The organism is Brucella intermedia LMG 3301 (genome assembly GCF_000182645.1).
Classification (GTDB): Bacteria; Pseudomonadota; Alphaproteobacteria; order Rhizobiales; family Rhizobiaceae; genus Brucella; species Brucella intermedia.
The window spans coordinates 1,914,654-1,937,202 of record NZ_ACQA01000001.1; the positions used below are offsets into that span (position 1 = coordinate 1,914,654).

Consider the following 22,549-nt stretch of genomic DNA (forward strand, 5'->3'; position numbering starts at 1 on the left):
TAATCTGTATTCGCACCGCTGGCTATGTTCATATCAGCGTGCTTGACTGGGAGGAAAAGCAGACGGCTGAGGGTAAAACCCGGCCGCGAGACCAAGGCCCGGTGCACCTGTCGGCCATTTGGGTGCGTCTGACCATGAGTTCCCGTTCCCCCAAACACATGAATTGTCCGGAATTTCGGGACGATCTTTTTGAAAAGAGGCGGAAAAACCGCCCTTGCAAGGCAAGCCGGGAATGGCGAGCCAGACATGGTGAGATTGAGGAAATGCATACAATGACGAGCAAACCCAATGCCCGTACCGGAGGCCAGATTTTGGTGGATGCGCTGCGCATCCATGGGGCCGACCGCGTCTTCTGCGTACCCGGCGAGAGCTATCTCGCTGCGCTTGACGCCTTTCACGATGCCAGCGATGCGATCGACCTGATCGTCTGCCGGCAGGAAGGCGGCGCGGCCTATATGGCGGAAGCCTATGGCAAGCTGACCGGCAAGCCCGGCATCTGCTTCGTCACACGCGGCCCGGGCGCGACCAACGCCTCCGTCGGCGTGCACACCGCTTTTCAAGACTCGACGCCGATGCTGCTCTTCATCGGACAGGTCGCCAGCGATCAGGTCGAGCGCGAGGCGTTTCAGGAAATCGATTATCGCCGCATGTTCGGCCAGATGGCCAAATGGGTCGTCCAGATCGACGATCCCGCCCGCATACCGGAACTCGTCAGCCAGGCCTTTCACCGCGCCGTCAACGGACGTCCCGGCCCGGTCGTGATCGCGCTGCCGGAAGACATGCTGACATCCTATGCCGCCGTCAGCGACGCACCGGCCTATAAGCAGGTTCAGATGCATCCGGGCGCGGACCAGTTGCAGGACATGCAGGCGCTGCTTGCAAAGGCCGAACGGCCGCTCGTGATCGTCGGCGGTGGCGGCTGGAATGACGATGCCGTCAGCGACCTGCGCAAATTTGCAGAAAACATGCACCTGCCGGTCGCTGCTTCCTTCCGCTGTCAGGATATGTTCGACAACACTCACCCGCTTTATGCTGGCGAAATGGGCACCTCGATCAGCCCCAGGCTGGCGCAGCGCGTGCGCGATGCCGACCTGCTGATCGTGATCGGCGCACGCCTTGGCGAAATGACGACGCAAGGCTACGAACTCGTATCCATTCCGGTGCCGCAGCAGAAGCTTGTCCATATCCATCCGGGCGCTGAGGAACTGGGCCGGGTCTATCATGCGGACGTTCCGGTCAATGCTTCCATGCCGGCCTTCTGTGCGGCAGCGGCCAGGCTTGCGCCGGTCGCCGATCCGCGCTGGAAGGCATGGACCGACAGCGCCAATGCCGATTATCGCGACAACATCAAGTCGCCGGTCATCCCCGGCGAAGTTCAGATGGGCGAAGTGATGGAATGGCTGCGTGCGCATCTACCAGCCGACGCCATCATCACCAACGGCGCGGGCAACTATTCCGCCTGGCCGCATCGCTTCTACCAGTACCGCACCTATCGCAGCCAGCTTGCGCCTACCAACGGCTCGATGGGTTATGGCGTACCGGCTGCGGTTGCCGCCAAGCTTACCGCGCCGGAACGCACCGTCATTGCCTTTGCAGGCGACGGCTGTTTCCTCATGAACGGACAGGAGCTGGCAACGGCGGCGCAGTATGGAGCCAATGCCATCTTCATCGTCGTGAACAACGGCATGTACGGCACGATCCGCATGCATCAGGAGCGCACTTATCCGGGCCGCGTTTCGGGCACCGGCCTTGCCAATCCCGACTTCGCGGCATTGGCCCGCGCCTATGGCCTGCATGGTGAAGTGGTGGAGAAGACGGCGGATTTCGCCCCCGCCTTCGAGGCTTGCGAAAAGTCCGGCAAACCCGGCCTCATCGAAATCCGCATCGATCCCGAAGCGCTTTCCCCGAAGATGAGCCTCAGCCAGATGCGCGAACAGGGTTTTGCGAAGCAGAAGTAAAAACAAGAGAGCCCCGGTTTTCCGGGGCTCTTTCATCTGCTTTATCTGGCTTTACTTTACAGGCGGCGCATACATCAGCCCGCCCTTGTTCCACAGTGCATTGAGGCCGCGGTCGATCTTGAGCAGGCTGCCCTTGCCGATGGTGCGTTCAAACATTTCACCATAATTGCCAATCGTGGAGACGACATTATAGGCCCATTTCGGCTCGAGGCCGAGCTGCTGGCCGCCGTCGCCTTCCGAACCGAGGAAACGGCGCACATCCGGCTTCTTTGAGTTGAGGTCCGCTTCAGCCGATGCCTGCGTGACGCCCAGTTCCTCTGCCTCAAGCAGCGCGAACAGGGTCCAGCGGACGACGTTGAACCATTTATCGTCGCCCTGTCGGACGGCAGGTCCAAGCGGCTCCTTGGAAATCACTTCCGGCAGAACGGTGAAGGCGTCCGGTTCGGCAAGCTTGAGACGCTGCGCGTAGAGCGCGGATGCGTCGGTCGTGTAGACATCGCAGCGGCCCGTTTCGAACGCCTTCAGAATACCGTCGGCGGAATCGATCACCACCGGCTCATACTTGATATTGTTGGCGCTGAAATAATCGGCGGCGTTCTGTTCGGTGGTGGTGCCCTGTTCGGTGCAAACCGACGCGCCGTCGAGCTTCAGCGCGCTGTCGACGCCAAGGTCCTTGCGGATCAGGAAGCCCTGCCCGTCATAATAGGCCGTGCCGACAAAAAGAATGCCCATGCCCGCATCGCGTGAGAGCGTCCACGTCGTCTGGCGTGAAAGCAGATCGACCGTGCCGGACTGCAAGGCGGTAAAGCGTTCCTTGGTCGAAAGCGGAATGAAGCTCACCTTGTCGGGATCGCCGAAGACCGCTGCCGAAACCGCGCGGCAGAAATCGATGTCGAAGCCGGTCCATTTGCCCTGATCGTCCGGCGACGAAAAGCCGGCGACGCCCTGGCTGACGCCGCAATTGAGCTTGCCGCGTTCCTTGACCGTCGAGAGCGTGTCGGCCTGCGCCCCACCTTGAGCGGACAGGGCAAAGCCCGCCGCCAGCAACGAACCCAAAAGAATATTTTTCATTGTTCCTCCTCCCAGAATATCGGCCCTAACCTCGGAATTTTAGCAAAGCCGATCCATTGCCCGGCGACGTGCCCGCCGGGCTTGTTGTTATTTCGATCAGACACGAACTAGGGTCAGGCCCTATTTCAGCGCAGCCGCGAAGCTGTCCTCCAGAACGTTCAGGAGATGATCCCGCATTGGCGCGGCTGAAGATCATCGGCGGGCGCATTTTCAGCACATTGTCGAACGGACCTTCGGTTCCCATCAGGATGCCGCGCTCGCGCGCGCCGTCGTTGATCTTCTTGGCCAGCGCGGTTGCCGGTTCCCTGGTCTTGCGATCCGTGACCAGTTCGATGCCGAGGAACAGCCCCTGCCCGCGCACATCGCCGATAACATCGAAGCGCTTCTGCATTGCGCGGAACCCGTCGAGGAGATAGTTGCCTGTCTCCAGCGCATTGCGGCGCAGGCCGTCACGTTCGATCACATCCAGCACCGCCAGACCCGCCGCGCAGGAAACCGGATTGCCGCCGAATGTGTTGAAATATTCCATGCCATTGTTGAAGCTGTCGGCGACTTCGCGCGTCGTCACCACAGCCGACATCGGGTGGCCATTGCCGATGGGCTTGCCCATGGTGACGATATCCGGCACCACGTCCTGCATTTCAAACGCCCACCAGTGGCTGCCGACACGGCCGAAGCCGACCTGCACCTCATCTGCAATGCAGACGCCGCCAGCAGCGCGCACCATCGCATAGACTTCACGCAGATAGCCTTCTGGCAGGAAGACCTGACCGGCCACGCTCGGGATCGATTCCGCAATGAAAAAGGCGGGGCCGCGTCCAGATTTCTTGATGGCCTCGATCTGTTCGGCCACGCTTTCGGCAAAGCGCTTGCCATGTTCCGCCAGCGGCCAGTTTTCCGGTGCGCGATAGCTGTCGGGAATAGCGGCTTCGAACACATGGTCCGGACGGCCCTTGCCGCCCTTGCGCTTGTATTTATAGGGGCTGAGGTCGATCAGTTCCTGCGTCGTGCCGTGATAGGCCCAGTCGAGCACCAGCGCATCGCGCTGGCCCGAATGCGCGCGCGCCATGCGCAGCGCCAGACTGTTCGCCTCGCTGCCCGAACAGGCAAATGACGCCACCGTCAAACCTTCCGGCAAGGTCGCCGTCATCCGCTCGGCATAGGAAACGATATTGTCGTGGAGATAGCGCGTATTGGTGTTGAGGATCGCCGCCTGTCTGGCAATTGCCTCCACCACTTCCGGATGCGCATGGCCGAGATGGCAGACGTTGTTGAAGCAGTCGAGATAGGCGCGGCCCCGATTGTCGATCAGCCATGCGCCCTCGCCGCGCACGAACTTGATCGGCTCGGAATAGGAGATGGAGAGGTTCGGCAGCAGAATATCCTTGCGCGCGCTGACGATTTCGGCGCGCGTGCGCCCGCTCTGGTGGAAAGCTTCCGCCGGAATGTCGGCAAGGGCTGCGGCATCCGGGAAGATGTCGGCCCATACATCGAGAAAGGCATTTTCGCCCACGCCCAGAATTTCCGCAGCCGTCAGGCCGGTATCGGTCGAAATCTGGAAATGGAGATGCGGCGTCCAGCCGCCATTCTCGTGCATGTCGCCCATATAGCCGACCAGTTCGCCAGCGGCGAGCTTCTGGCCGGGTTTCAGCCGCGACATCGCCTCATGCGCCATATGGCCCCAGAGCGTGATGAAGGGCGGGCAGTCTTCCGGCTGATGTTCCAGCGCGATCAACCCGCCATAGCCAAGCGGCGCGGTCTCGATCTCGACGCTTTTCACGATGGCTGCAAGCGGCGTGTAGACAGGCGTGCCTGCGGGCATGAACAGATCAAGCCCCAGATGGTGGACACGCCGCTCGCCTTCGACAAAGCGCGAACGGAACGCCTCGTCGGTATAAACGGTACGCCTTTCGCCCCATGGGCCGATGCCGAGTTCGATACGGTTGCGGGCGCAGAAATCATCCCACCAGGCCGTTGCTTCCTTCGGGCGCTGCCCGGCGGAATCGACCGTCATCACATGGGCCGGGTCGCCATAAGGCACCAGCGCCTTGGTCATCGTGGCAGGATGCGGGCGCACGACAGGCGCGAAAGCCTTGCTGTTCGCGGCGATCCAACGGCGCACCGCACCGGCACCCTCCACTGCATCGAAACCACAGGCTTTCCGCAGGATCGCGGTGGCAAAGCGCGGGTTCATGGAGTCCAGCTTGTGCAGAAGCCGCCATGCAGGTGCTTCGCTGATCGCCAGATAAGGATTGTCATCGGTCTTTTCGCGGCGCGACGCCGACAGCGTGACACTTGTCACGAGACGCATTGCGATCAGGTCGAACAGAAGGTCGATTTCCTGCGGCAGAAGCGGATATTTCGCATGGAACCCGGCGGCAAGGGCAGCGGCTGCCCCGATCGGGTCGTCCATGTCCAGGATGGAATAGGCGCAGGCAATCGCCACTTCGGCGATCAGCACCGTATGGACGGAATCGCCGAAATCGATCAGCCCGGCAATGCGTTCATTGTCCCGGCTGTCGACCAGCACGTTCCAGTCATTGGCGTCGTTGTGGATCACCTGCGCGCGCAGCAATGGCAGCTTCGGCGCCACATCGCGCTCGAAACGGGCAAGGAAGCGCTCCGCGACAGCGCGGTCTTCCGCCTTGTCGATAAAATGCAGCCGGTCGCGCGCCCGCCCCGCATGACGCAGATCCCAGTCGAAATCGCGAAGCGCGCCCGGATGGATGAAGCCCTGCAAGGCGCGATCAAGTTCGCCGAGCGCTGCGCCAAGGTTGTGCATGAGCGTTCTGGTGCGCGGAACTTCCGCAAGCGGCGTGCCGGGAAGCCAGCTCGCCACCCGCAGCGCATGCGGCTTGCCCTGATCCTTTTTGACAGAAGCCAGCACCTCGCCCGACAGGCTCGCCTTCAGGCGCGGCACGGCAAGCGCCGGATCGGCCTTTGCCAGATGCTGGAGAAGCGCGGTCTGGAATTCGCTTTCCACAGGCGGCTCGCTGGCATTGACGATCTTCAATATCCAGTCCGCCGACCCATTGCCCGTTTTCAGGCGGAAATTGCGGTCGCGCTCGCTGTCGAGCGGCGAAGCACTCGCCGTCACGCCGAAATGAAGCTGGGCCAGCACTTCGGCCTCTTCTGGCGAAAAATCGGGGGCGGGATGCGAAATATCGGTCATGGGAGGCGCTTCACGGGTTGAATATGAATGGGAGGCAACAGGAGGAGCTTGGCATGTCCGCGATTTTCAGGCATCAGACAAGGCGTCGGTCAGACCGGCACTTTGCCGGAATGGACCGGCACATTTACGGCGGGAGCACATCCGACCATGCGGGAACTGGATGCGAAGGATCGCGAGATACTGGCCATTCTCTCCAAGGAGGCGCGCATACCGTTGAAGACGCTTGCGGGCCGTATCGGGCTTTCGCGCAGCGCCACCGGCGAACGTGTCGCCAATCTGGAGAAAAGCGGCGTTATTCGCGGCTATCGGGCAGATATTGGCCAGATCGACGGCAATATCATCCGCGCCATAATTCTGGTCAGCCTCAAGCGCACGCCTGCGCTTGGCCTTCTCGACGAGCTGGCGCGCCATGCCGAAGTACGCCGCGTATCGTCGGTAAGCGGCCAGCTCGATTTGATCGTGGAGGTTGAAGTTCCCTCCATAGACCGCCTCAATCGCCTGCGCGATCTCATCGCCACCCATGAAACGGTAGAGGATCTCACTACCGCAATCGTGCTTCGCCGGGATATCGAGCGTGAGAACGGCTGAAGAGCGGCTCTACCACTTTAGTCTGGATAGTTGCAATTTAAGGTAGACATTCCACCGCAAGTCGAACATAACGCCCCTGGGTTGAAAGGGAGGGGTCATGAGAACACTTAATCTGTTCATTATCGGGTTCGGTTTTACCGCACTCGTCATTACATGCATCGTCGCCATCGGCGGCGGCACGATCTGAACGGCAATCACACAATATCATGCCCGCAGCAGGGGTTCCCCAAGGAAGATTGCTGACGACTCGCGCACGGCGCGGATCATGAAATCGCTCAACACCCGGATTCGGGGTGCGGCGACCACATCGATGTGACAGCTCATCCAGTATTCACGCACCAGATGCATCTCGCGCGGCAGAACCGGAACCAGTTCCGGGTGCCGGCTCGCGATGAAATAAGGCAGCACGCACAGGCCATAGCCGATCTGGGTGGCGATCAGTTGCGCATGGATACTCGAGCTTTGATAGGTACAGCGCTGCCCCGGCAGGATCTCGCGCATGTAATCGAGGCCGGGCGTGAAAACCATGTCGTCGATGTAACCGATGAAAGGATGCCGGGCCATGTCCTCGCGCGTCCTGATCGGCGGATGCCGGTCCAGATAATCGCGATGCCCATAGATGAAGAGACGATAGGGCGTCAGTTTCTCGCTGTGATAGGGACCGGTGCGCGGCATATGCAGCGTGATCGACAGTTCCGCCTCGCGGCGTGACAGCGACATGATCTGCTGGATCGTCACCACTTCCACGAACAGGCTCGGATAGGATTGCGCCAGCACCGGCAGGCGGTCGGCGAGGAAGAAATTGCCAAAGCCTTCCAGCGTCGAAAGCCGCACGACGCCCGACAGCGCCGCCAGATTGCCCGTGGCCTCCGTCTGGAACTTCACCGCCTCGCGTTCCATGACCTCGGCAGAGGTCACCAGCCGTTCACCGATGGGCGTCAGCAGATAGCCGCGCGGGTTCCGCTCGAAAAGCTTGGTCGCCAGGGCCTGTTCCAGCCGGTCGATCCGCCGCAGCACAGTAACATGGCTGGTGCGCAATTGCCGCGCCGCCGTCGAAAGCTGTCCCGTGCGGGCAACCGCCAGAAAATATTGCAGATCGTCCCATGTAAACTGCCGCACGCCGCCTCCCAGACAGCAGAGATGACCCACGCCACCGCCTCTGTACATTTTTGAACAGACAATGTTCAAAAATTGTTGTTCTTGTACGCATTTGTCAATGCTACCGTTCAATTCAAAGCCCGGGTGGAGGAACAAACCGGGCGCGGGCAGAGGGCGAACGGCGAAGAGGAAAAGCTGTTTCCCGATTTCGAAAGACTGCTTGAAGGAGGATGCCGTGCGGTTTTTCCGCAATGGCTCAAGGTGTTATTGGGAGGAGCACTTCATGAAATGTCTCGCATTGGCAACAGCGGCGCTTTTCGCCGCCACGGCTATCTCGTCGGCGGCGGAAATTTCCGACGGCAAGGTCAAGATCGGTATTCTGAACGACCAGTCCGGCGTCTATGCCGATTTCGGCGGCAAATGGTCGTTCGAAGCTGCCAAGATGGCTGCCGAGGATTTCGGCGGCAAGGTGCTCGATGCGCCGATTGAAATCATCACGGCCGACCACCAGAACAAGCCGGACGTGGCCTCGAACATTGCGCGCCAGTGGTACGACACCGAGCAGGTCGATTCCATCATGGAACTGACGACCTCGTCGGTCGGCCTCGCGGTGCAGGCCCTGTCGAAGGACAAGAAAAAGATCACGATCAACACCGGCGCAGCCACCTCGGAACTGACCGGCAAGCAGTGCACGCCCTATGGCTTCCACTGGGCCTATGACACCCATGCGCTCGCCGTCGGCACCGGCGGCTCGCTCGTGCAGCAGGGCGGCGATACCTGGTACTTCCTCACCGCCGACTATGCTTTCGGCTATTCGCTGGAAGAGCAGACGACCAAGTTCGTGGAATCCAAGGGCGGCAAGGTGCTGGGTTCGGTGCGCCACCCGCTGGCGACCACCGATTATTCCTCCTTCCTGCTGCAGGCACAGGCCTCCGGCGCGAAAGTGGTCGGTCTCGCCAATGCCGGTCTCGACACCTCCAACGCCATCAAGCAGGCGGCGGAATTCGGCATCGTTGCTGGCGGACAGCGCCTTGCAGCCCTGCTCTTCACGCTTGCCGAAGTGCATGGCCTCGGCCTCGAAGCCGCACAGGGGCTGACGCTGACAGAAGGCTTCTATTGGGACCGCGACGATGAATCGCGTGAATTCGGCAAGCGCTTCTTCGAGCGCACGGGCCGCATGCCGAACATGATTCAGGCAGGCACCTATTCTGCCGTCACGCAATATCTGAAGGCGATCAAGGAAGCAGGCACCGACGAAACCGAAGCCGTAGCCAAGAAGCTGCATGAAATGCCGGTCGAAGACGTCTTCGCCCGCCACGGCAAGGTCGGCCCCAACGGACGCATGATCTACGACATGTATCTGATGGAAGTGAAAAAGCCTGATGAAAGCAAGGCGCCTTGGGATTATTATAAGGTCCTTGCCACCATTCCCGGCGATCAGGCCTACATGAAGCCGGAAGAAAGCGGCTGCCCGCTTGTGAAGCAGTAAAAGAGGCTGGTTGAATGAACGCAGCAACTGGCAATATGACGGCCCTGCATGAAGCAGGGCCGGACGATGGCGGCGCATCCGGCCGGACGGTTCTGTCGGCGCGCGGACTGGGCAAGTCCTTTGGTGGCTTTCACGCGGTCAGGAACGTCGATCTTGATGTGGAACATGCCCGCGTCCACGCGCTGATCGGGCCGAATGGCGCGGGCAAGACGACCGTTTTCAACCTCCTGACCAAATTCCTGCAGCCATCGAGCGGCGAGATCACGCTTCTGGGCGAAACCATCACCAGAGCCGATCCGGCCCGGGTGGCGCGCATGGGGCTGGTGCGCTCGTTCCAGATTTCGGCAACCTTTCCGCATCTGACGGTGCTGGAAAACGTCAAGGTCGCGCTGCAGCGCCCCAACGGGCTTGCCACGCAGTTCTGGCGTCCGCTGTCGGCGCTCGACCGGCTCGACGCGCAGGCGATTTCGCTTCTGGAGCGCGTCGGCCTTGCCGATGCCCGCCATGCGCTGGCCGCCGACCTGTCCTATGGCCGCAAGCGCGCGCTGGAGATCGCCACCACGCTGGCGCTCGATCCCAAGGTGCTGCTGCTCGATGAGCCGATGGCCGGCATGGGCCATGAGGACGTCCACACCATCGCCGCCCTCATCGCCGATGTGGCGAAGGACCGCGCGGTGCTGATGGTCGAACACAATCTCAAGGTGGTGGCTGACATTGCCCACCACGTCACGGTGCTGCAGCGCGGCGAAATACTTGCCTCCGGCAATTACGCCGCCGTCTCGAAGGACGAGCGCGTGCGCACCGCCTATATGGGAACCGAACATGAATAGAGGCCAACCGCTATTGTCCGTGCGCGGGCTCAATGCCTGGTATGGCGAAAGCCATGCCCTGCACGGCGTCGACCTCGATATCTGGCCCGGCGAGACGATCACGCTTCTGGGCCGCAACGGCGTCGGCAAGACGACGACGCTGCGCGCCATCATGGGCATCATCCGCAAGCGCACCGGCACCATCACGCTAGACGGCAAGGACATCATGCGCGTGCCGTTGCACCGCATCGCCTATGCGGGTCTGGGCTTTGTTCCCGAAGAACGCGGCATCTTCGCCACCTTGAACGTGCACGAAAACCTGCTTCTGCCGCCGGTCGTCGCCAGGGACGGCCAGAGCGCCATGTCGCTCGATGAGATCTACGAACTCTTTCCCAACCTGCATGAACGCCGCAACAGCCCCGGCACCAAGCTGTCGGGCGGTGAGCAGCAGATGCTGGCGATTGCGCGCATCCTGCGCACCGGCGTCAAGGTGCTGCTCCTCGACGAGCCGACCGAGGGGCTTGCCCCCGTCATCGTGCAGCGCATCGGCGATGTGCTGGTGGAACTGAAGAAACGCGGCATGACCGTGCTTCTGGTCGAGCAGAACTTCCGCTTTGCCGCCAAGGTCGCCGACCGCTTCTACCTCATGGATCATGGCGTGGTGACGGACAACTTCCCCACCGCCGAACTGCCCGCCCGCATGGCAGAACTCACGCATGCATTGGGGGTCTGAATGACAATGATTTTTGGAATACCCTTGCAGGCACTTCTCGGGCAGTTGCTGGTCGGCCTCATCAACGGCTCCTTCTATGCGATGCTGAGCCTCGGCCTTGCCATCATCTTCGGCCTCCTGCGCATCATCAACTTCGCCCATGGCGCGCAATATATGCTGGGGGCCTTTGTCGGCTATCTGCTGTTGAGCTGGCTCGGCATCGGCTACTGGCCGGCGCTGATCCTCGCCCCGCTCATCGTCGGGCTGGGCGGCGCGATCGTGGAGCGCGTGGCGCTGTCGCGGCTCTATAATCTCGACCCGCTCTATGGCCTGCTCTTCACCTTCGGCCTGGCGCTCGTGATCGAAGGCACGTTCCGCTATTATTATGGCGCGGCGGGCCAGCCCTATGCGGTGCCGCCGTCGCTTGCGGGCGGACATAATCTGGGCTTCATGTTCCTGCCGAACTATCGCGCCTGGGTGGTCGTCGCCTCGCTCATCGTCTGCCTTGGCACATGGCTCCTGATCGAAAAGACCAAGCTGGGCGCCTATCTGCGCGCCGCGACGGAAAACCCGACGCTGGTGAAAGCCTTCGGCATCAATGTTCCGCTGCTTCTGACTTTCACCTATGCGCTCGGTGCCGCCCTTGCCGGACTTGCGGGCATCATGGCCGCGCCGATCTATCAGGTCAGCCCGCTGATGGGCTCCAACATCATCATCGTGGTCTTTGCCGTGGTGGTGGTCGGCGGCATGGGATCGATCCTCGGCGCCATCATCACCGGCTATGTGCTGGGGCTGGCGGAAGGTCTCACCAAGGTCTTCTATCCCGAAGCTTCCAGCATCGTCATCTTCGTCATCATGGCTATCGTTCTTCTGGTGCGCCCCGCCGGACTGTTCGGGAAGGAGGCCTGACATGGCTGATACCGCTCTCAAGGCAAATACGGCCTCGCGCGACAGCAAGGCGCCTGCCGTCAACAGCCTCTCGGCCGTCATCCTCGGCATTGCCCTTGTCGGGCTGCTGGCCGCACCCTTCATGGTGTATCCGATCTTCCTGATGAAGATGCTGTGCTTCGCGCTGTTCGCCTCCGCCTTCAATCTTCTTCTCGGCTACACCGGCATCCTGTCCTTCGGCCATGCCGCCTTCTTCGGCGGCGCGGCCTATATCACCGCCCATACGGTCAAGGTCTGGGGCGTCACGCCGGAGCTTGGCCTCGTGCTCGGCGTCCTTGCCGCCGCCGCGCTTGGTCTCGTCATCGGCTATCTCGCCATCCGCCGTCAGGGCATCTATTCGACGATGATCACGCTGGCGCTGGCGCAGATGTTCTTCTTCTTCTGCCTGCAAGCATCCTTCACCCATGGCGAGGACGGATTGCAGGGCGTGCCGCGCGGCCATCTCTTCGGCATCATCGACCTCAACCAGCCGATGACCATGTATTATTTTGTGCTGGCGGTGTTCGTGCTGGGCGTGTTCGTCATCTGGCGCATCATCAACTCGCCCTTCGGCATGATCCTGAAATCGGTGCGCGAAAACGAAAACCGCGCCATCTCGCTGGGCTATTCCGTCAACCGCTACAAGCTTGCAGCCTTCGTCATGTCGGCAGCCCTTGCAGGCCTTGCCGGCGGCCTGAAGGCGCTCGTCTTCCAGTTTGCAACGCTGACCGATGTCGGCTGGCAGATGTCGGGCGAAGTGATCCTGATGACGCTTCTGGGCGGCATTGGCACGCTCATCGGCCCCATCGTCGGCGCCGCCTTCGTCGTCGCCCTCCAGAACTATCTCGCAACATCCGACTTCCCCGTCACGATCGTAACCGGCGTCATCTTCATGGCATGCGTCCTCCTCTTCCGTAAGGGAATCATAGGCGAGTTCTACGCATCGCGCCTGGGAAAGAGGCTTTTCGGATAACCGACACTGCGGGGCCGCCCGCGCGTCCGGCGGCTCCCACCTTTTACTGGATATGAGATCATGACCGACATCTACGATTACATCGTGGTTGGCGCGGGCACGGCAGGTTGCGCCCTCGCGAACCGGCTTTCCGCAGACCAGAACCGTTCCGTGCTGCTGCTTGAGGCGGGCGGAAAGGACAATTATGCCTGGATTCACATCCCCGTCGGCTATCTCTATTGCATCGGCAATCCGCGCACTGACTGGTGCTTCACCACGGAAGCCGAAGCGGGGCTGAACGGCCGTTCGCTCGGCTATCCGCGCGGCAAGGTGCTGGGCGGCTGCTCGTCCATCAACGGCATGATCTATATGCGCGGCCAGGCACGCGATTACGACCTTTGGCGTCAGGCCGGATGCGACGGCTGGGGCTGGGACGATGTCCTGCCGCTCTTCAGGAAATCGGAAGATTATTTTGCCGGTGCAAGCGACCTGCATGGCGCGGGCGGCGAATGGCGTGTCGAGAGCGCCCGCCTGCACTGGGATATCCTCGATGCCTTCCGCGACGCGGCAGTCTCTGCGGGCATCCCCGCCACCGACGATTTCAATCGCGGCGACAATGAAGGCGTCTCCTATTTCAAGGTCAACCAGAAGCGCGGCATCCGCTGGAACACCGCCAAGGCCTTTCTGCGCCCGGCGCTGGATCGCAAGAACCTGACCGTTGAAACCGGCGCGCATGTCCGCCGCATCGAAATCGAGGACTTGCGCGCCACCGGCGTCACCTTCGACCAGAACGGCACGACCCGGACAGTGAAGGCACGGCGCGAAGTCATTCTCGCCGCCGGTGCGGTCGGCTCGCCGCAAATCCTTGAATTGTCGGGCATCGGGCGCGGTGATGTGCTGCAGCAGGCAGGCATTCCGGTCAAGCTGGAGCGCAGGCAGCTCGGCGAAAACCTGCAGGATCACCTGCAATTGCGCTGCGCCTACAAGGTCACCGGCATTCCGACGCTGAACGAGAAGGCAAGCAAGCTGGTTGGCAAGGCCATGATCGGGCTTGAATATTTCCTGCGCCGCTCCGGCCCCATGTCGATGGCTCCAAGCCAGCTTGGTGTATTCACCCGCTCCGACCCGTCCTACGAGACCGCCAATCTGCAATATCACGTGCAGCCGCTCAGCCTCGAAAAGTTCGGCGAGGCCGTGCACCCCTTCCCCGCCTTTACGGCAAGCGTGTGCAATCTGCGCCCCGACAGCCGCGGCTCGATCCACATAAAGTCGCCAGACCATCGGACACAACCGGCGATCAGGCCGAATTATCTCGCCACCGAGAGCGACCGCCGTGTCGCCGCCGACGCCATCCGCCTCACCCGCCATATCGTGGCGCAGCCGCCCTTGCAGAAATTCCACCCCGAAGAATTCAAGCCCGGCCCAGCCTACGAAACGCAGGAACAGCTGGAAAAGGCGGCGGGCGATATCGGCACGACGATCTTCCACCCCGTCGGCACCTGCCGCATGGGGCAGGACGCGGAAGCAATCGTCGATCCGCGACTGCGCTTCAACGGCATTGCAGGCCTGCGCGTTGCCGACGCTTCGGTCATGCCGACCATCACGTCCGGCAACACCAACTCGCCCACTCTCATGATCGCCGAGAAGGCCGCGCAGATGATTATTGCTGACAATCGATAAGCAAGCCGGAAGGGCGGAAATGGCAATCCGCTCACCGTCTCGTGAACGCAATTTCGGCATTATCGCCTCGGCAAATTCTGAAATAATTTTCCTTGTTTATTGCCCGACAAAAGGGAATTATCGGCAACAAGGTGGGCAGGGGGAGAAAGATCATCTCAAAAGATCGCTTTCCGGGACCGGCTCTCCAAAGTCTTTGAACAAGGAAAACAAAATGTCGTCAGTCCTTTCCCGCTATAACCTGACCCGCCGCGCCGGTCTGAAAGCCCTTCTCTTCACCGCAGCCGCACTGACCGTCGGCTTCGCGTCGGCCCCGAGCCACGCGGAAGACAAGACCATCAAGGTCGGCATCATGGGCGGTGAAGACGAAGACGTCTGGAAAGTCGTCGCCGAAGAAGGCAAGAAGCACGGCCTCAACATCGAGCGCGTGACCTTCAACGACTACAACCAGCCGAACGAAGCTCTGGAACGCAAGGAAATCGACGCCAACGCCTTCCAGCACAAGCCTTATCTGGACGAGCAGATCAAGCAGCACGGCTACAAGATTTCCGTTGCCGGCTATACTGCCGTCTGGCCGATCGGCATCTATTCCCGCAAGCACAAGAGCCTTGACGAACTGAAGGAAGGCGCGGTCGTCGGCGTGCCGAACGATCCGTCGAACGAAGGCCGCGCGCTGCGCGTGCTGGAAGAAAAGGGCCTCATCAAGCTGAAGCCGGATGCAGGCATTCTGGCAACCCCGATCGATATCGTCGAAAACCCGAAGAAGCTTGAGATCAAGGAACTCGACGCCGGTGTCGTCGGCCGTTCCATCGATGACCTCGATGCAGCCATCGTGAACAACGACTGGGCCGCAAAGGCCGGCCTCAAGAAGGAAGAGGCAATCGGCTGGGAATCGAAGGAAAACAACCCGTACAACAACTTCATCGCGGTCCGCACCGAAGATGAAAACGCCGAATGGGTGAAGAACCTCGTGGCTTCGTTCCAGAACGACGCCGTGAAGGCCGAAATCGACCGTGCCTACAAGGGCACCGGCATCCCGGCCTGGAAATAATCGCTTTTGAAGCTTGAAAGACCGCGCCGGAACCGTTTCCGGCGCGGCTTTTATTGACGCGCGGACAAAAATTGCCCTATAGCATGTCTCCCGAAAGTGGGAACCGGTTTCGGGTCAAAGACATGCGATAAAACAAACAGATAGAGCATTTCCAATGATTCATGAAAAACAGGAAATGCTCTAAAGCATCGCCACAGCAAAAGCTGATGGCTTGAGCGAGGCATCATCCTTCCTTGAACCTTAATAAAACAGCCGCTGTTCGCAGCGGCCTATCCAGACATAGAAGAAACGACCGTGACCATTGAAAAGCCACCCGCCGCATCAGCGCCCATCGTCGAGATGAAAGACGTGCGCCGAATGTTCGGCGAAACGGCAGCCATCAACGGCGTTTCGCTTTCGGTCTCACGCGGCGAAATCCTCGGCATCATCGGCCGCAGCGGCGCGGGCAAGTCCACGCTGATCCGCTGCGTCAACGGCCTTGAAAAGCCGGATACCGGTTCGATCCTGATCGAAGGCCGTGAAATCACCGGCCTTGGCGAAGATGCGCTGCGCCCGGTGCGCCGCCGCATCGGCATGGTGTTCCAGCACTTCAATCTGCTTTCCGCCAAGACGGTTGCCGAAAACATCGCCTTGCCGCTGAAGATCGCGGGCAAGCCGAAGGCCGAACGCGCCCGGCGCGTGGCCGAACTTCTGGAACTGGTCGGCCTTTCCGACAAGGCGACGCATTATCCGGCCCAGCTTTCCGGCGGCCAGAAACAGCGCGTCGGCATCGCGCGTGCGCTTGCCGCCGAACCGGCCGTGCTGCTTTCCGACGAGGCGACATCCGCGCTCGACCCGGAAACCACACAGTCCATTCTGGCCCTGCTGAAAGACATCAACACCAAGCTTGGACTCACCATCCTGCTCATCACGCATGAGATGGAAGTCATCCGCCGCATTGCCGACCGCGTGATCGTGCTCGACCACGGCATGATCGCCGAGGAAGGCCCGGTCTGGAAAGTCTTCGCCAATCCGCAATCGCCTGTGACGCAGAGCATGTTGCAGGTGCTGACACCGGAACTGCCTGTCGTCTGGCGCGACCGGCTGCAAAATTCGGGCAATCTTGCCGTGCTCAAAGTCAGACTATCAGGCGCGGCGGCAAAAGGCGCGTTCTTCAATGACATCGCAGCCGCTACGCAGATAGCGCCGCAACTGATCCATGGCGGCATGGACACGATCCAGGGCGAGCCGGTCGGCACGCTCTTCATCGGCTTGCCCGCACAGGAAAAGGCGAAGCTTGACGCCGCCATCACCTATCTCGACACCCATGCAGACGCCACGGAGGTACTCGGCTATGTCTCAGGCGATGCTTGATCTTCTCTGGCGCTCCTTCTGGGAGACCATCATCATGACCGGCTTTTCGAGCCTGATTTCGCTCGTCGTCGGCCTTCCGCTCGCGCTCATCATGATCCTGACGGAGCGTGGCGGCCTTGCCCAGAACCTGACGGTAAACACGATCCTCGGCGCCATCATCAACGGCTTCCGCTCGGTTCCATTCATCATTCTGCTGGTGGCGCTCATCCCCGTCACGCGCTTCATCGTCGGCACGTCCATCGGCACATGGGCCTCCATCGTGCCGCTGTCCATCGCCGCGATCCCCTATTATGCGCGCATTGCGGAAGTGTCGCTGCGTGAAGTCGATCATGGCCTCATCGAAGCCGCCCGCTCCATGGGCGCAAACCGCTGGACCATCGTGCGCGAAGTGCTGGTGCCCGAAGCCCTGCCCGGCATCGTCGCGGGTTTCACGGTGACGATCATCACGCTCGTCGGCGCATCGGCAATGGCGGGCGCCATCGGCGCGGGCGGGCTTGGCGACCTTGCCATCCGCTACGGCTATCAGCGCTTCGAGACGCAGATCATGATCGCGGTCGTGATCATCCTCATCATCATGGTTTGCGGCATCCAGTGGATCGGCGACCGGCTGGTCAGCCGTCTCGACAAGCGCAACCTGCGGGCCTGAGCCCTATCTCTTCCTCTCACGGAAACCCGCTTCGAGCGTGTTTCCGTCGGGGTCGAAGACCAGCGCCGCATAATAGCCCATCTCTTCCGGCCCCTGATAGGCGGGGCGGCCGCTATCCCTGCCCCCTGCCTCGAGCGCTGCCTGATGAAACGCCTCCACGGCCTCGCGGCTTCCGGCGGTAAACATCAGGTGCAGGCGGTCGCCGGGCTTGTCCTCGCCGTCGGCTATCCCATCGGCACTGCCGTGGATCCACAGAAACGGAACCGGCGCCCGCTCTCCCCCGCTGACGAAGAAGCCGCTGCCGGAACGGGCAATGACCTCAAGGCCAAGTTCGGGCATGCAGCTTTCGTAAAACGAAAGGCTGCGGTTGACGTTGCGGGCTTTGAAACCGATGTGATCGAAGAGCGACATGAGATGCAATATATCGCGGCCAATTATAAAGAAAAGCGGCGCTTCCCAATTTGAAAAGCGCCGCCATCAATCTTCAATACTTCGCTATATGGAAGGTTATCCGCGCGTGCGGGCCAGACCATCCTTTGCAGGCTGGTATTTCGGGTCCAGCTGCACGGCGCGTGAATAGGAATTGGCAGCCTTGGCCTTGTCGCCGTTATGCTCATAGACAAGCGCCTGATTGGCCCAGCTTTCCGCCACGTTCTGGTCGAGCGTGATGGCGGTGTTGAAATCGTCGAAGGCGTTGTCGTAATCGCCGAGCGCCACATAGGAAATGCCGCGGCCATTATAAGGCTCCGGCGCGGTGGAATTCAGCGAGACCGCCTTCGAGAAATCCTCGATGGCCTGCTTGTGCTGCCCTTTCGCCTGATAAATCAGGCCGCGATTGTGATAGGCTCGACCGTCGGTCGTCTGCAGGGCGATGGCCTGATTGAAGTCGCTCAGCGCCTGATCGAGCCGGCCTGCCTGACGATAGACATTGCCGCGCCCGATATAGGCGGCGTCATATTGCGGATTGAGCTGGATGGCCTTGCTGTAATCCTGCGCGGCCCTGGTGCTGTCGCCCATATAGCGATAGACCAGCGCGCGGTTGGCATAGGCCTGATAGAAATTCGGATTGAGCGCAATTGCCTGGTCGAAGTCGCGCAGCGCTTCCTTGTAGCGGCCGGACTTGCCATAGGCGGACCCGCGCACATTATAGCCTTCCGGATCGCGTGGATTGCTCTGGATCACGCTCGTCAGCGAACTGATGTTCTCGCTCGACCCTTGCGCCTTGTCCACCGTGCTGAGCGCGGTCGTGGAGCTTTGGCAGCCCGCAATGGTTAAAGCCAGAAGTGCGGTGGCAATGAGAAGGCCGTTCCGGCCTGTTCCACCCAATGCCTCAATTCCCGAAACTTTCGTTCCAGACGATTGCATCATCTTCAAGCGCGTGGGCAACGACTGCATTCCTTTCAGCTCGCATCGGGTGCCAGGACCCTATTGCTTCTTCTCCATCCCGTGGCCAGCCCGCCCTCAAGGGCTTGCTCCTGCCGGACTATTCTGCCTGTTACGGCACTATACTGGCCCCAACCAGCAGATAAAAACAGCAAAAAGGCGGCATTGTCTTGCGCTTGTTTTATCTCTGGATGGCGCGCCGCACAGGCGGATATCCTAATTATTTGTTTTTACACATAATGACGCCCGATAAGTCCAGAAACTTTTCGTAACGCTGCATTAAAAATGGAAGCAGGATAAAGAAATATGTCTGCCGTGGTCATGTCGACCCTTCGTTTCACATCGGAAACGAACACGCAAACTGAAGTCAAAACATGCAAAATCCGGCGCAGGCGAAAGCCGACACCGGAAAGCAGAAAAGGCGCTGTTCAACAGCGCCTGATTTCAAGGTCGATCAGCGAGCGCCGGCGCGGCCGCCGACGAGGCCTTCACGCTGAGCGCGCTTGCGGGCCAGCTTGCGTGCGCGACGAACGGCTTCTGCCTTTTCGCGGGCGCGCTTTTCGGACGGCTTTTCATAGTGGCCGCGCATCTTCATTTCGCGGAAGATACCTTCGCGCTGCATCTTTTTCTTGAGAGCGCGGAGAGCCTGATCAACATTATTATCGCGGACGAGTACCTGCACGTGTATTCCCGTATCGGTTAGAATTTCGGTTAAGCCTGAGGCCGTTAGGGGGTCTTTTAACGATTTCAGCCGGTCTGACCGGCCGATCAACGCCCAAAGGCTCCCAAGCTTCGCAACGGATACGCTGCAAATTGGTCGTGGCTATTATCAGAAAGAGCCTCGCCTGTCCACATCAAGATGCAACTTTGCCCACCGGCTTGCGCGAAATACCGGCTTGCGCACGATTTACTATGGCCGCGACCGTGCGAATAGGCTAAGCCGCACGGGTTTCTCGCATAAATCGGCCTTAATGGCACCCCATAGCACTTTGCCAGCAAACCGATGATGCCTCCTCTTATTACATCCGATTCTCCTTATGCCCCTCCGCAAGCGACTCGTTATCCAGTTCACAGGCTATGAAGGCCTGCATCCCAAGGCCGTCCGCGTGCGCCATGCGCAGGCATTGAAGGATTTCGACCGCTTGTGGAACGCCAGGACCAGGCTCCCGCCCATGGTGGACGAGCCTGACGATTGCGGCACGACGACCGCCCTAACCACGGGTAATGGCTGGCAGACGGAAACCGAGTTCTGTCAGTTCGGCACCGCGGATATTTTCGACGATTACGCCGCGCGCTCGACGCCGAAGCGCATGCTGACCGGTTTTCACGCCTTCCTGAACATCCTCTTCACCGGAACGCTGTTGCGCTATCTGACGACAAGCTGGCGCTTCGTCCTGTTTTTCCTGTGGCCGTTCCTGCTGTCGCTGGCGATTCTGGCCGTCGCCGCGCTGATCGCCCTTGCACCGCTGGCGGCGGGTCTCTCGGCCCTGCATCTTTTCTGGTCGACACCGCTGGCCGTCCTCGTCGCCACCTTGCTGGTACGCAAGCCCGGCGACCGGTTTTTCATGTCCTATCTGCTCGACGACTGGTCCGCGGCCTATGATCGTATCCATGGCCGCAACGAGAAGCTCAACCAGCGGCGCAAGGCTTTTGCCGAAGCCCTGAAACGGAAGATCGAGGCCAGCAATGCCGATGAAGTCGTCATTGTCGCGCATAGCCTTGGCACGGTTCCGGCGGTGGAAGCGCTCGCCGATCTCCAGCGCGATCGCCCCGACCTTCTGAAAAAACAGCCGGTTTCGATGCTGGCCATCGGTTCGTGCCTGATGATGATCGCGCTTCACCCAAGGGCAAAATCCCTGCGCGAGGATGTGCGCGTGGTGATCGAGGAAAGCCCCGTCCTGTGGTCGGAATTCCAGGTACTGACCGACATCATCCACTTCTACGGTTCGGACCCGGCAAAGGTCCTGAAGCTGAAGACCGCCAATCCGCCGCTCATCAACCGCATCCGCTTCAAGCACGTGCATAGCGAAAACCGCTACAAGCGCTCGAAGGGCAATTTCTTCCTGATGCACCTTCTTTATATGCGCGGTGCGGAGAAGAAGAATTTCTACGATTTCGGCATGTTCCTGCACGGCCCGTTCTTCTTCCGCGACCTGATGACCGGGCATAAGGGAAAAGCCGCCCCTCTCGACGAAGAAGGACGGCTTCCGGTTTCGTATCGCGAAGCGGCTTGAACCCCGATTGTCAGCCTTCGGGCGGCTCCACGACGGCAATCGTCAGCCAGGTTGCCGTCAGCGCGGGCTTCAGCGAGTTTTCGATTTCGAGCGTCACATCATAGTGATTGACCACGCGGCCCGACGGACGAATATCCGCATCCGCCAGCTTGAAACGGGCGCGCACGCGGGAGCCCGTCTTGACCGGCGACAGGAAGCGCAGCTTGTCGAAGCCGTAATTGATGCCCATCGTTGCGCCTTCCAGCATCGGCAGCGCCTCATAGGCCAGCGTCGAAAGCAGCGACAGCGTCAGGAAACCATGCGCGATGGTGCCGCCGAAAGGCGTTTCCTTCGCGGCGCGTTCCGGATCGACATGGATGAACTGGTGATCATCGGTCGCATCCGCGAACTGGTTGATCATTTCCTGCGTGACTTCGCGCCACTCCGAACATCCGATTTCCGTGCCGATTGCCTCGCGCAACTGGTCGAGCGTGATTGCGTCTTTCATTCGCTGGCTATTCCTGCTGATGTGATTTGCCTTGTGTTTAACCAATAAAGCCTGGTGTCTGAATCAAAAAGTGGCAGGCCATGGCGAAAATGGTGATTTCGAGAACCGGAGCGCAATGTACTTAAATGTACATGAGCCCCGGAAGCGCAGAAATTGCCATTTGCAGTCCGGCATGGCTACTTTTGGATCAGACACTTAGGCGGCAACCAGAATTTCCCGGGCAATGTCGTCCCAATGCGAGAAAACCTGATGCGCACCCTTGCCCGCCAGTTTTTCTGCATGGCCCTCATAGGTGTGCCCGCCGCCCGTATAACCGAATGCCGTCATGCCTGCCGCAATGGCACCTTCCACGCCGAAAGGCGAATCCTCGATCACGACGCAACGCGCCGGATCGACGCCCATCCTGGTCGCAGCAAACAGGAACAGGTCCGGCGCCGGCTTGCCGCGCTTTACCATGCTGGACGAATAGACCGCATCGCCGAAATACTGGCTGATGCCGGTCTTTTCCAGACTGAACGCAATGCGCTCCGGCTGCGACGACGAAGCCACGCAGCGCTTCTGCGGCAGTTCGCGCAGGAAGTCGGCGATACCCACGGTCGGCTGCAGGCTTTCCGCAAACAGGATTTTCGTCGCGGGCCAGAACAGGTTCGTCGCCTCCTCCGGCAGGCGGTGCCCGGTCATATCCTCGATCATCTTCATGATATCGGCCTGCTTCATGCCGATGCCTTTCGCGACCGTCCCTTCCGGCAGCTTCATGCCGTGATCGGCATAGACCTGCTCGAATGCAAGGCAGGAAAGCGGCTCGCTGTCGACAAGCACGCCGTCGCAATCGAAGATCACAAGATCGAAGGGGGAAACGCTGCTCATTTTGGCTCCAGTGACATGCATATTTTGTCGCGCAGTTTGGAGGTGCGCGTCCGTCAGTGTTGATATAGAGACTGT

At 60.4% G+C, this 22,549-nt stretch carries 19 protein-coding genes and 1 pseudogene; 12 read left to right on the top strand and 8 right to left on the bottom strand.

Translation table 11 applies throughout. The annotated features are described in order from the left end of the window. Window positions 1-272: 272 nt before the first annotated feature. Window positions 273-1,958 carry a thiamine pyrophosphate-binding protein gene (locus OINT_RS09160; RefSeq protein ID WP_006472968.1) on the top strand — a complete coding sequence of 562 codons (1,686 nt, stop codon included), beginning with the start codon at window positions 273-275 and terminating at the stop codon, window positions 1,956-1,958. A 51-nt stretch (window positions 1,959-2,009) separates the two neighbouring features. Here OINT_RS09160 and OINT_RS09165 read toward each other — a convergent pair whose 3' ends face one another. Then, window positions 2,010-3,029: an amino acid ABC transporter substrate-binding protein gene (locus OINT_RS09165; RefSeq protein WP_006467521.1), complete on the bottom strand. Its 1,020-nt coding sequence runs from the start codon at window positions 3,027-3,029 to the stop codon at window positions 2,010-2,012. A 120-nt stretch (window positions 3,030-3,149) separates the two neighbouring features. Further along, window positions 3,150-6,201 (bottom strand): annotated as a pseudogene (locus OINT_RS09170) (aminotransferase class III-fold pyridoxal phosphate-dependent enzyme). Between the two features lie 147 nt (window positions 6,202-6,348). Here OINT_RS09170 and OINT_RS09175 point away from each other — a divergent pair. Continuing rightward, window positions 6,349-6,789, top strand: coding sequence for an Lrp/AsnC family transcriptional regulator (locus OINT_RS09175; RefSeq protein ID WP_006472973.1), 441 nt, complete (start codon window positions 6,349-6,351; stop codon window positions 6,787-6,789). A gap of 204 nt (window positions 6,790-6,993) precedes the next feature. Here the strand turns inward: OINT_RS09175 and OINT_RS09180 are convergent, their stop codons facing one another. Next, a complete protein-coding gene (locus OINT_RS09180; protein WP_006472975.1) occupies window positions 6,994-7,908 on the bottom strand; it encodes a LysR family transcriptional regulator in 915 nt (304 codons plus the stop codon). Between the two features lie 262 nt (window positions 7,909-8,170). Between OINT_RS09180 and OINT_RS09185 the strand changes: the two genes are divergently transcribed. The 9 genes from OINT_RS09185 (at window position 8,171) to OINT_RS09225 (ending at window position 17,503) form a co-directional block, all read left to right on the top strand. Continuing rightward, window positions 8,171-9,376, top strand: coding sequence for an ABC transporter substrate-binding protein (locus tag OINT_RS09185; RefSeq protein ID WP_006472976.1), 1,206 nt, complete (start codon window positions 8,171-8,173; stop codon window positions 9,374-9,376). Window positions 9,377-9,390: 14 nt separating this feature from the next. Continuing rightward, window positions 9,391-10,206: an ABC transporter ATP-binding protein gene (locus OINT_RS09190; protein ID WP_006467527.1), complete on the top strand. Its 816-nt coding sequence runs from the start codon at window positions 9,391-9,393 to the stop codon at window positions 10,204-10,206. Further along, the gene (locus OINT_RS09195; protein WP_006467528.1) at window positions 10,199-10,918 is read left to right on the top strand and encodes an ABC transporter ATP-binding protein; all 720 of its coding nucleotides are present in this window, start codon (window positions 10,199-10,201) and stop codon (window positions 10,916-10,918) included. The genes OINT_RS09190 and OINT_RS09195 overlap by 8 nt, the downstream gene beginning before the upstream one ends. After that, complete coding sequence (locus OINT_RS09200) at window positions 10,919-11,806, top strand: branched-chain amino acid ABC transporter permease (protein ID WP_006467529.1); 888 nt, start codon at window positions 10,919-10,921, stop codon at window positions 11,804-11,806. It abuts the gene before it with no gap. A gap of 1 nt (window position 11,807) precedes the next feature. After that, window positions 11,808-12,797: a branched-chain amino acid ABC transporter permease gene (locus OINT_RS09205; protein WP_006467530.1), complete on the top strand. Its 990-nt coding sequence runs from the start codon at window positions 11,808-11,810 to the stop codon at window positions 12,795-12,797. A gap of 60 nt (window positions 12,798-12,857) precedes the next feature. Next, on the top strand, window positions 12,858-14,456 hold the full coding sequence (locus OINT_RS09210) for a GMC family oxidoreductase (RefSeq protein ID WP_006467531.1): 1,599 nt from the start codon (window positions 12,858-12,860) through the stop codon (window positions 14,454-14,456). Between the two features lie 211 nt (window positions 14,457-14,667). Further along, window positions 14,668-15,504 (top strand): MetQ/NlpA family ABC transporter substrate-binding protein, encoded by an 837-nt coding sequence (locus OINT_RS09215; protein WP_006471184.1) that lies wholly within the window; start codon window positions 14,668-14,670, stop codon window positions 15,502-15,504. Window positions 15,505-15,798: 294 nt separating this feature from the next. Further along, window positions 15,799-16,857, top strand: a complete 1,059-nt coding sequence (locus OINT_RS09220) for a methionine ABC transporter ATP-binding protein (protein WP_006467533.1) — start codon at window positions 15,799-15,801, stop codon at window positions 16,855-16,857. Next, on the top strand, window positions 16,838-17,503 hold the full coding sequence (locus OINT_RS09225; RefSeq protein WP_006471185.1) for a methionine ABC transporter permease: 666 nt from the start codon (window positions 16,838-16,840) through the stop codon (window positions 17,501-17,503). The genes OINT_RS09220 and OINT_RS09225 overlap by 20 nt, the downstream gene beginning before the upstream one ends. A gap of 3 nt (window positions 17,504-17,506) precedes the next feature. On the opposite strand, the gene OINT_RS09230 is transcribed toward OINT_RS09225, so the two are convergent. From OINT_RS09230 to rpsU, 3 genes are all read right to left on the bottom strand, one after another. Beyond that, a complete protein-coding gene (locus OINT_RS09230; protein WP_006467535.1) occupies window positions 17,507-17,914 on the bottom strand; it encodes a VOC family protein in 408 nt (135 codons plus the stop codon). Between the two features lie 96 nt (window positions 17,915-18,010). Beyond that, window positions 18,011-18,898: a tetratricopeptide repeat protein gene (locus OINT_RS09235; protein ID WP_006467536.1), complete on the bottom strand. Its 888-nt coding sequence runs from the start codon at window positions 18,896-18,898 to the stop codon at window positions 18,011-18,013. Between the two features lie 442 nt (window positions 18,899-19,340). Next, window positions 19,341-19,568 (bottom strand): 30S ribosomal protein S21, encoded by a 228-nt coding sequence (rpsU, locus tag OINT_RS09240; RefSeq protein WP_006471186.1) that lies wholly within the window; start codon window positions 19,566-19,568, stop codon window positions 19,341-19,343. Between the two features lie 355 nt (window positions 19,569-19,923). On the opposite strand from rpsU, the gene OINT_RS09245 reads away from it, so the two are divergent. After that, window positions 19,924-21,120, top strand: coding sequence for a hypothetical protein (locus tag OINT_RS09245; protein WP_006467539.1), 1,197 nt, complete (start codon window positions 19,924-19,926; stop codon window positions 21,118-21,120). 10 nt (window positions 21,121-21,130) lie between these two features. Here OINT_RS09245 and OINT_RS09250 read toward each other — a convergent pair whose 3' ends face one another. After that, a complete protein-coding gene (locus OINT_RS09250) occupies window positions 21,131-21,607 on the bottom strand; it encodes a MaoC family dehydratase (protein ID WP_006471187.1) in 477 nt (158 codons plus the stop codon). A 195-nt stretch (window positions 21,608-21,802) separates the two neighbouring features. After that, window positions 21,803-22,474 carry an HAD family hydrolase gene (locus tag OINT_RS09255; RefSeq protein WP_006471188.1) on the bottom strand — a complete coding sequence of 224 codons (672 nt, stop codon included), beginning with the start codon at window positions 22,472-22,474 and terminating at the stop codon, window positions 21,803-21,805. Window positions 22,475-22,549: the final 75 nt, after the last annotated feature.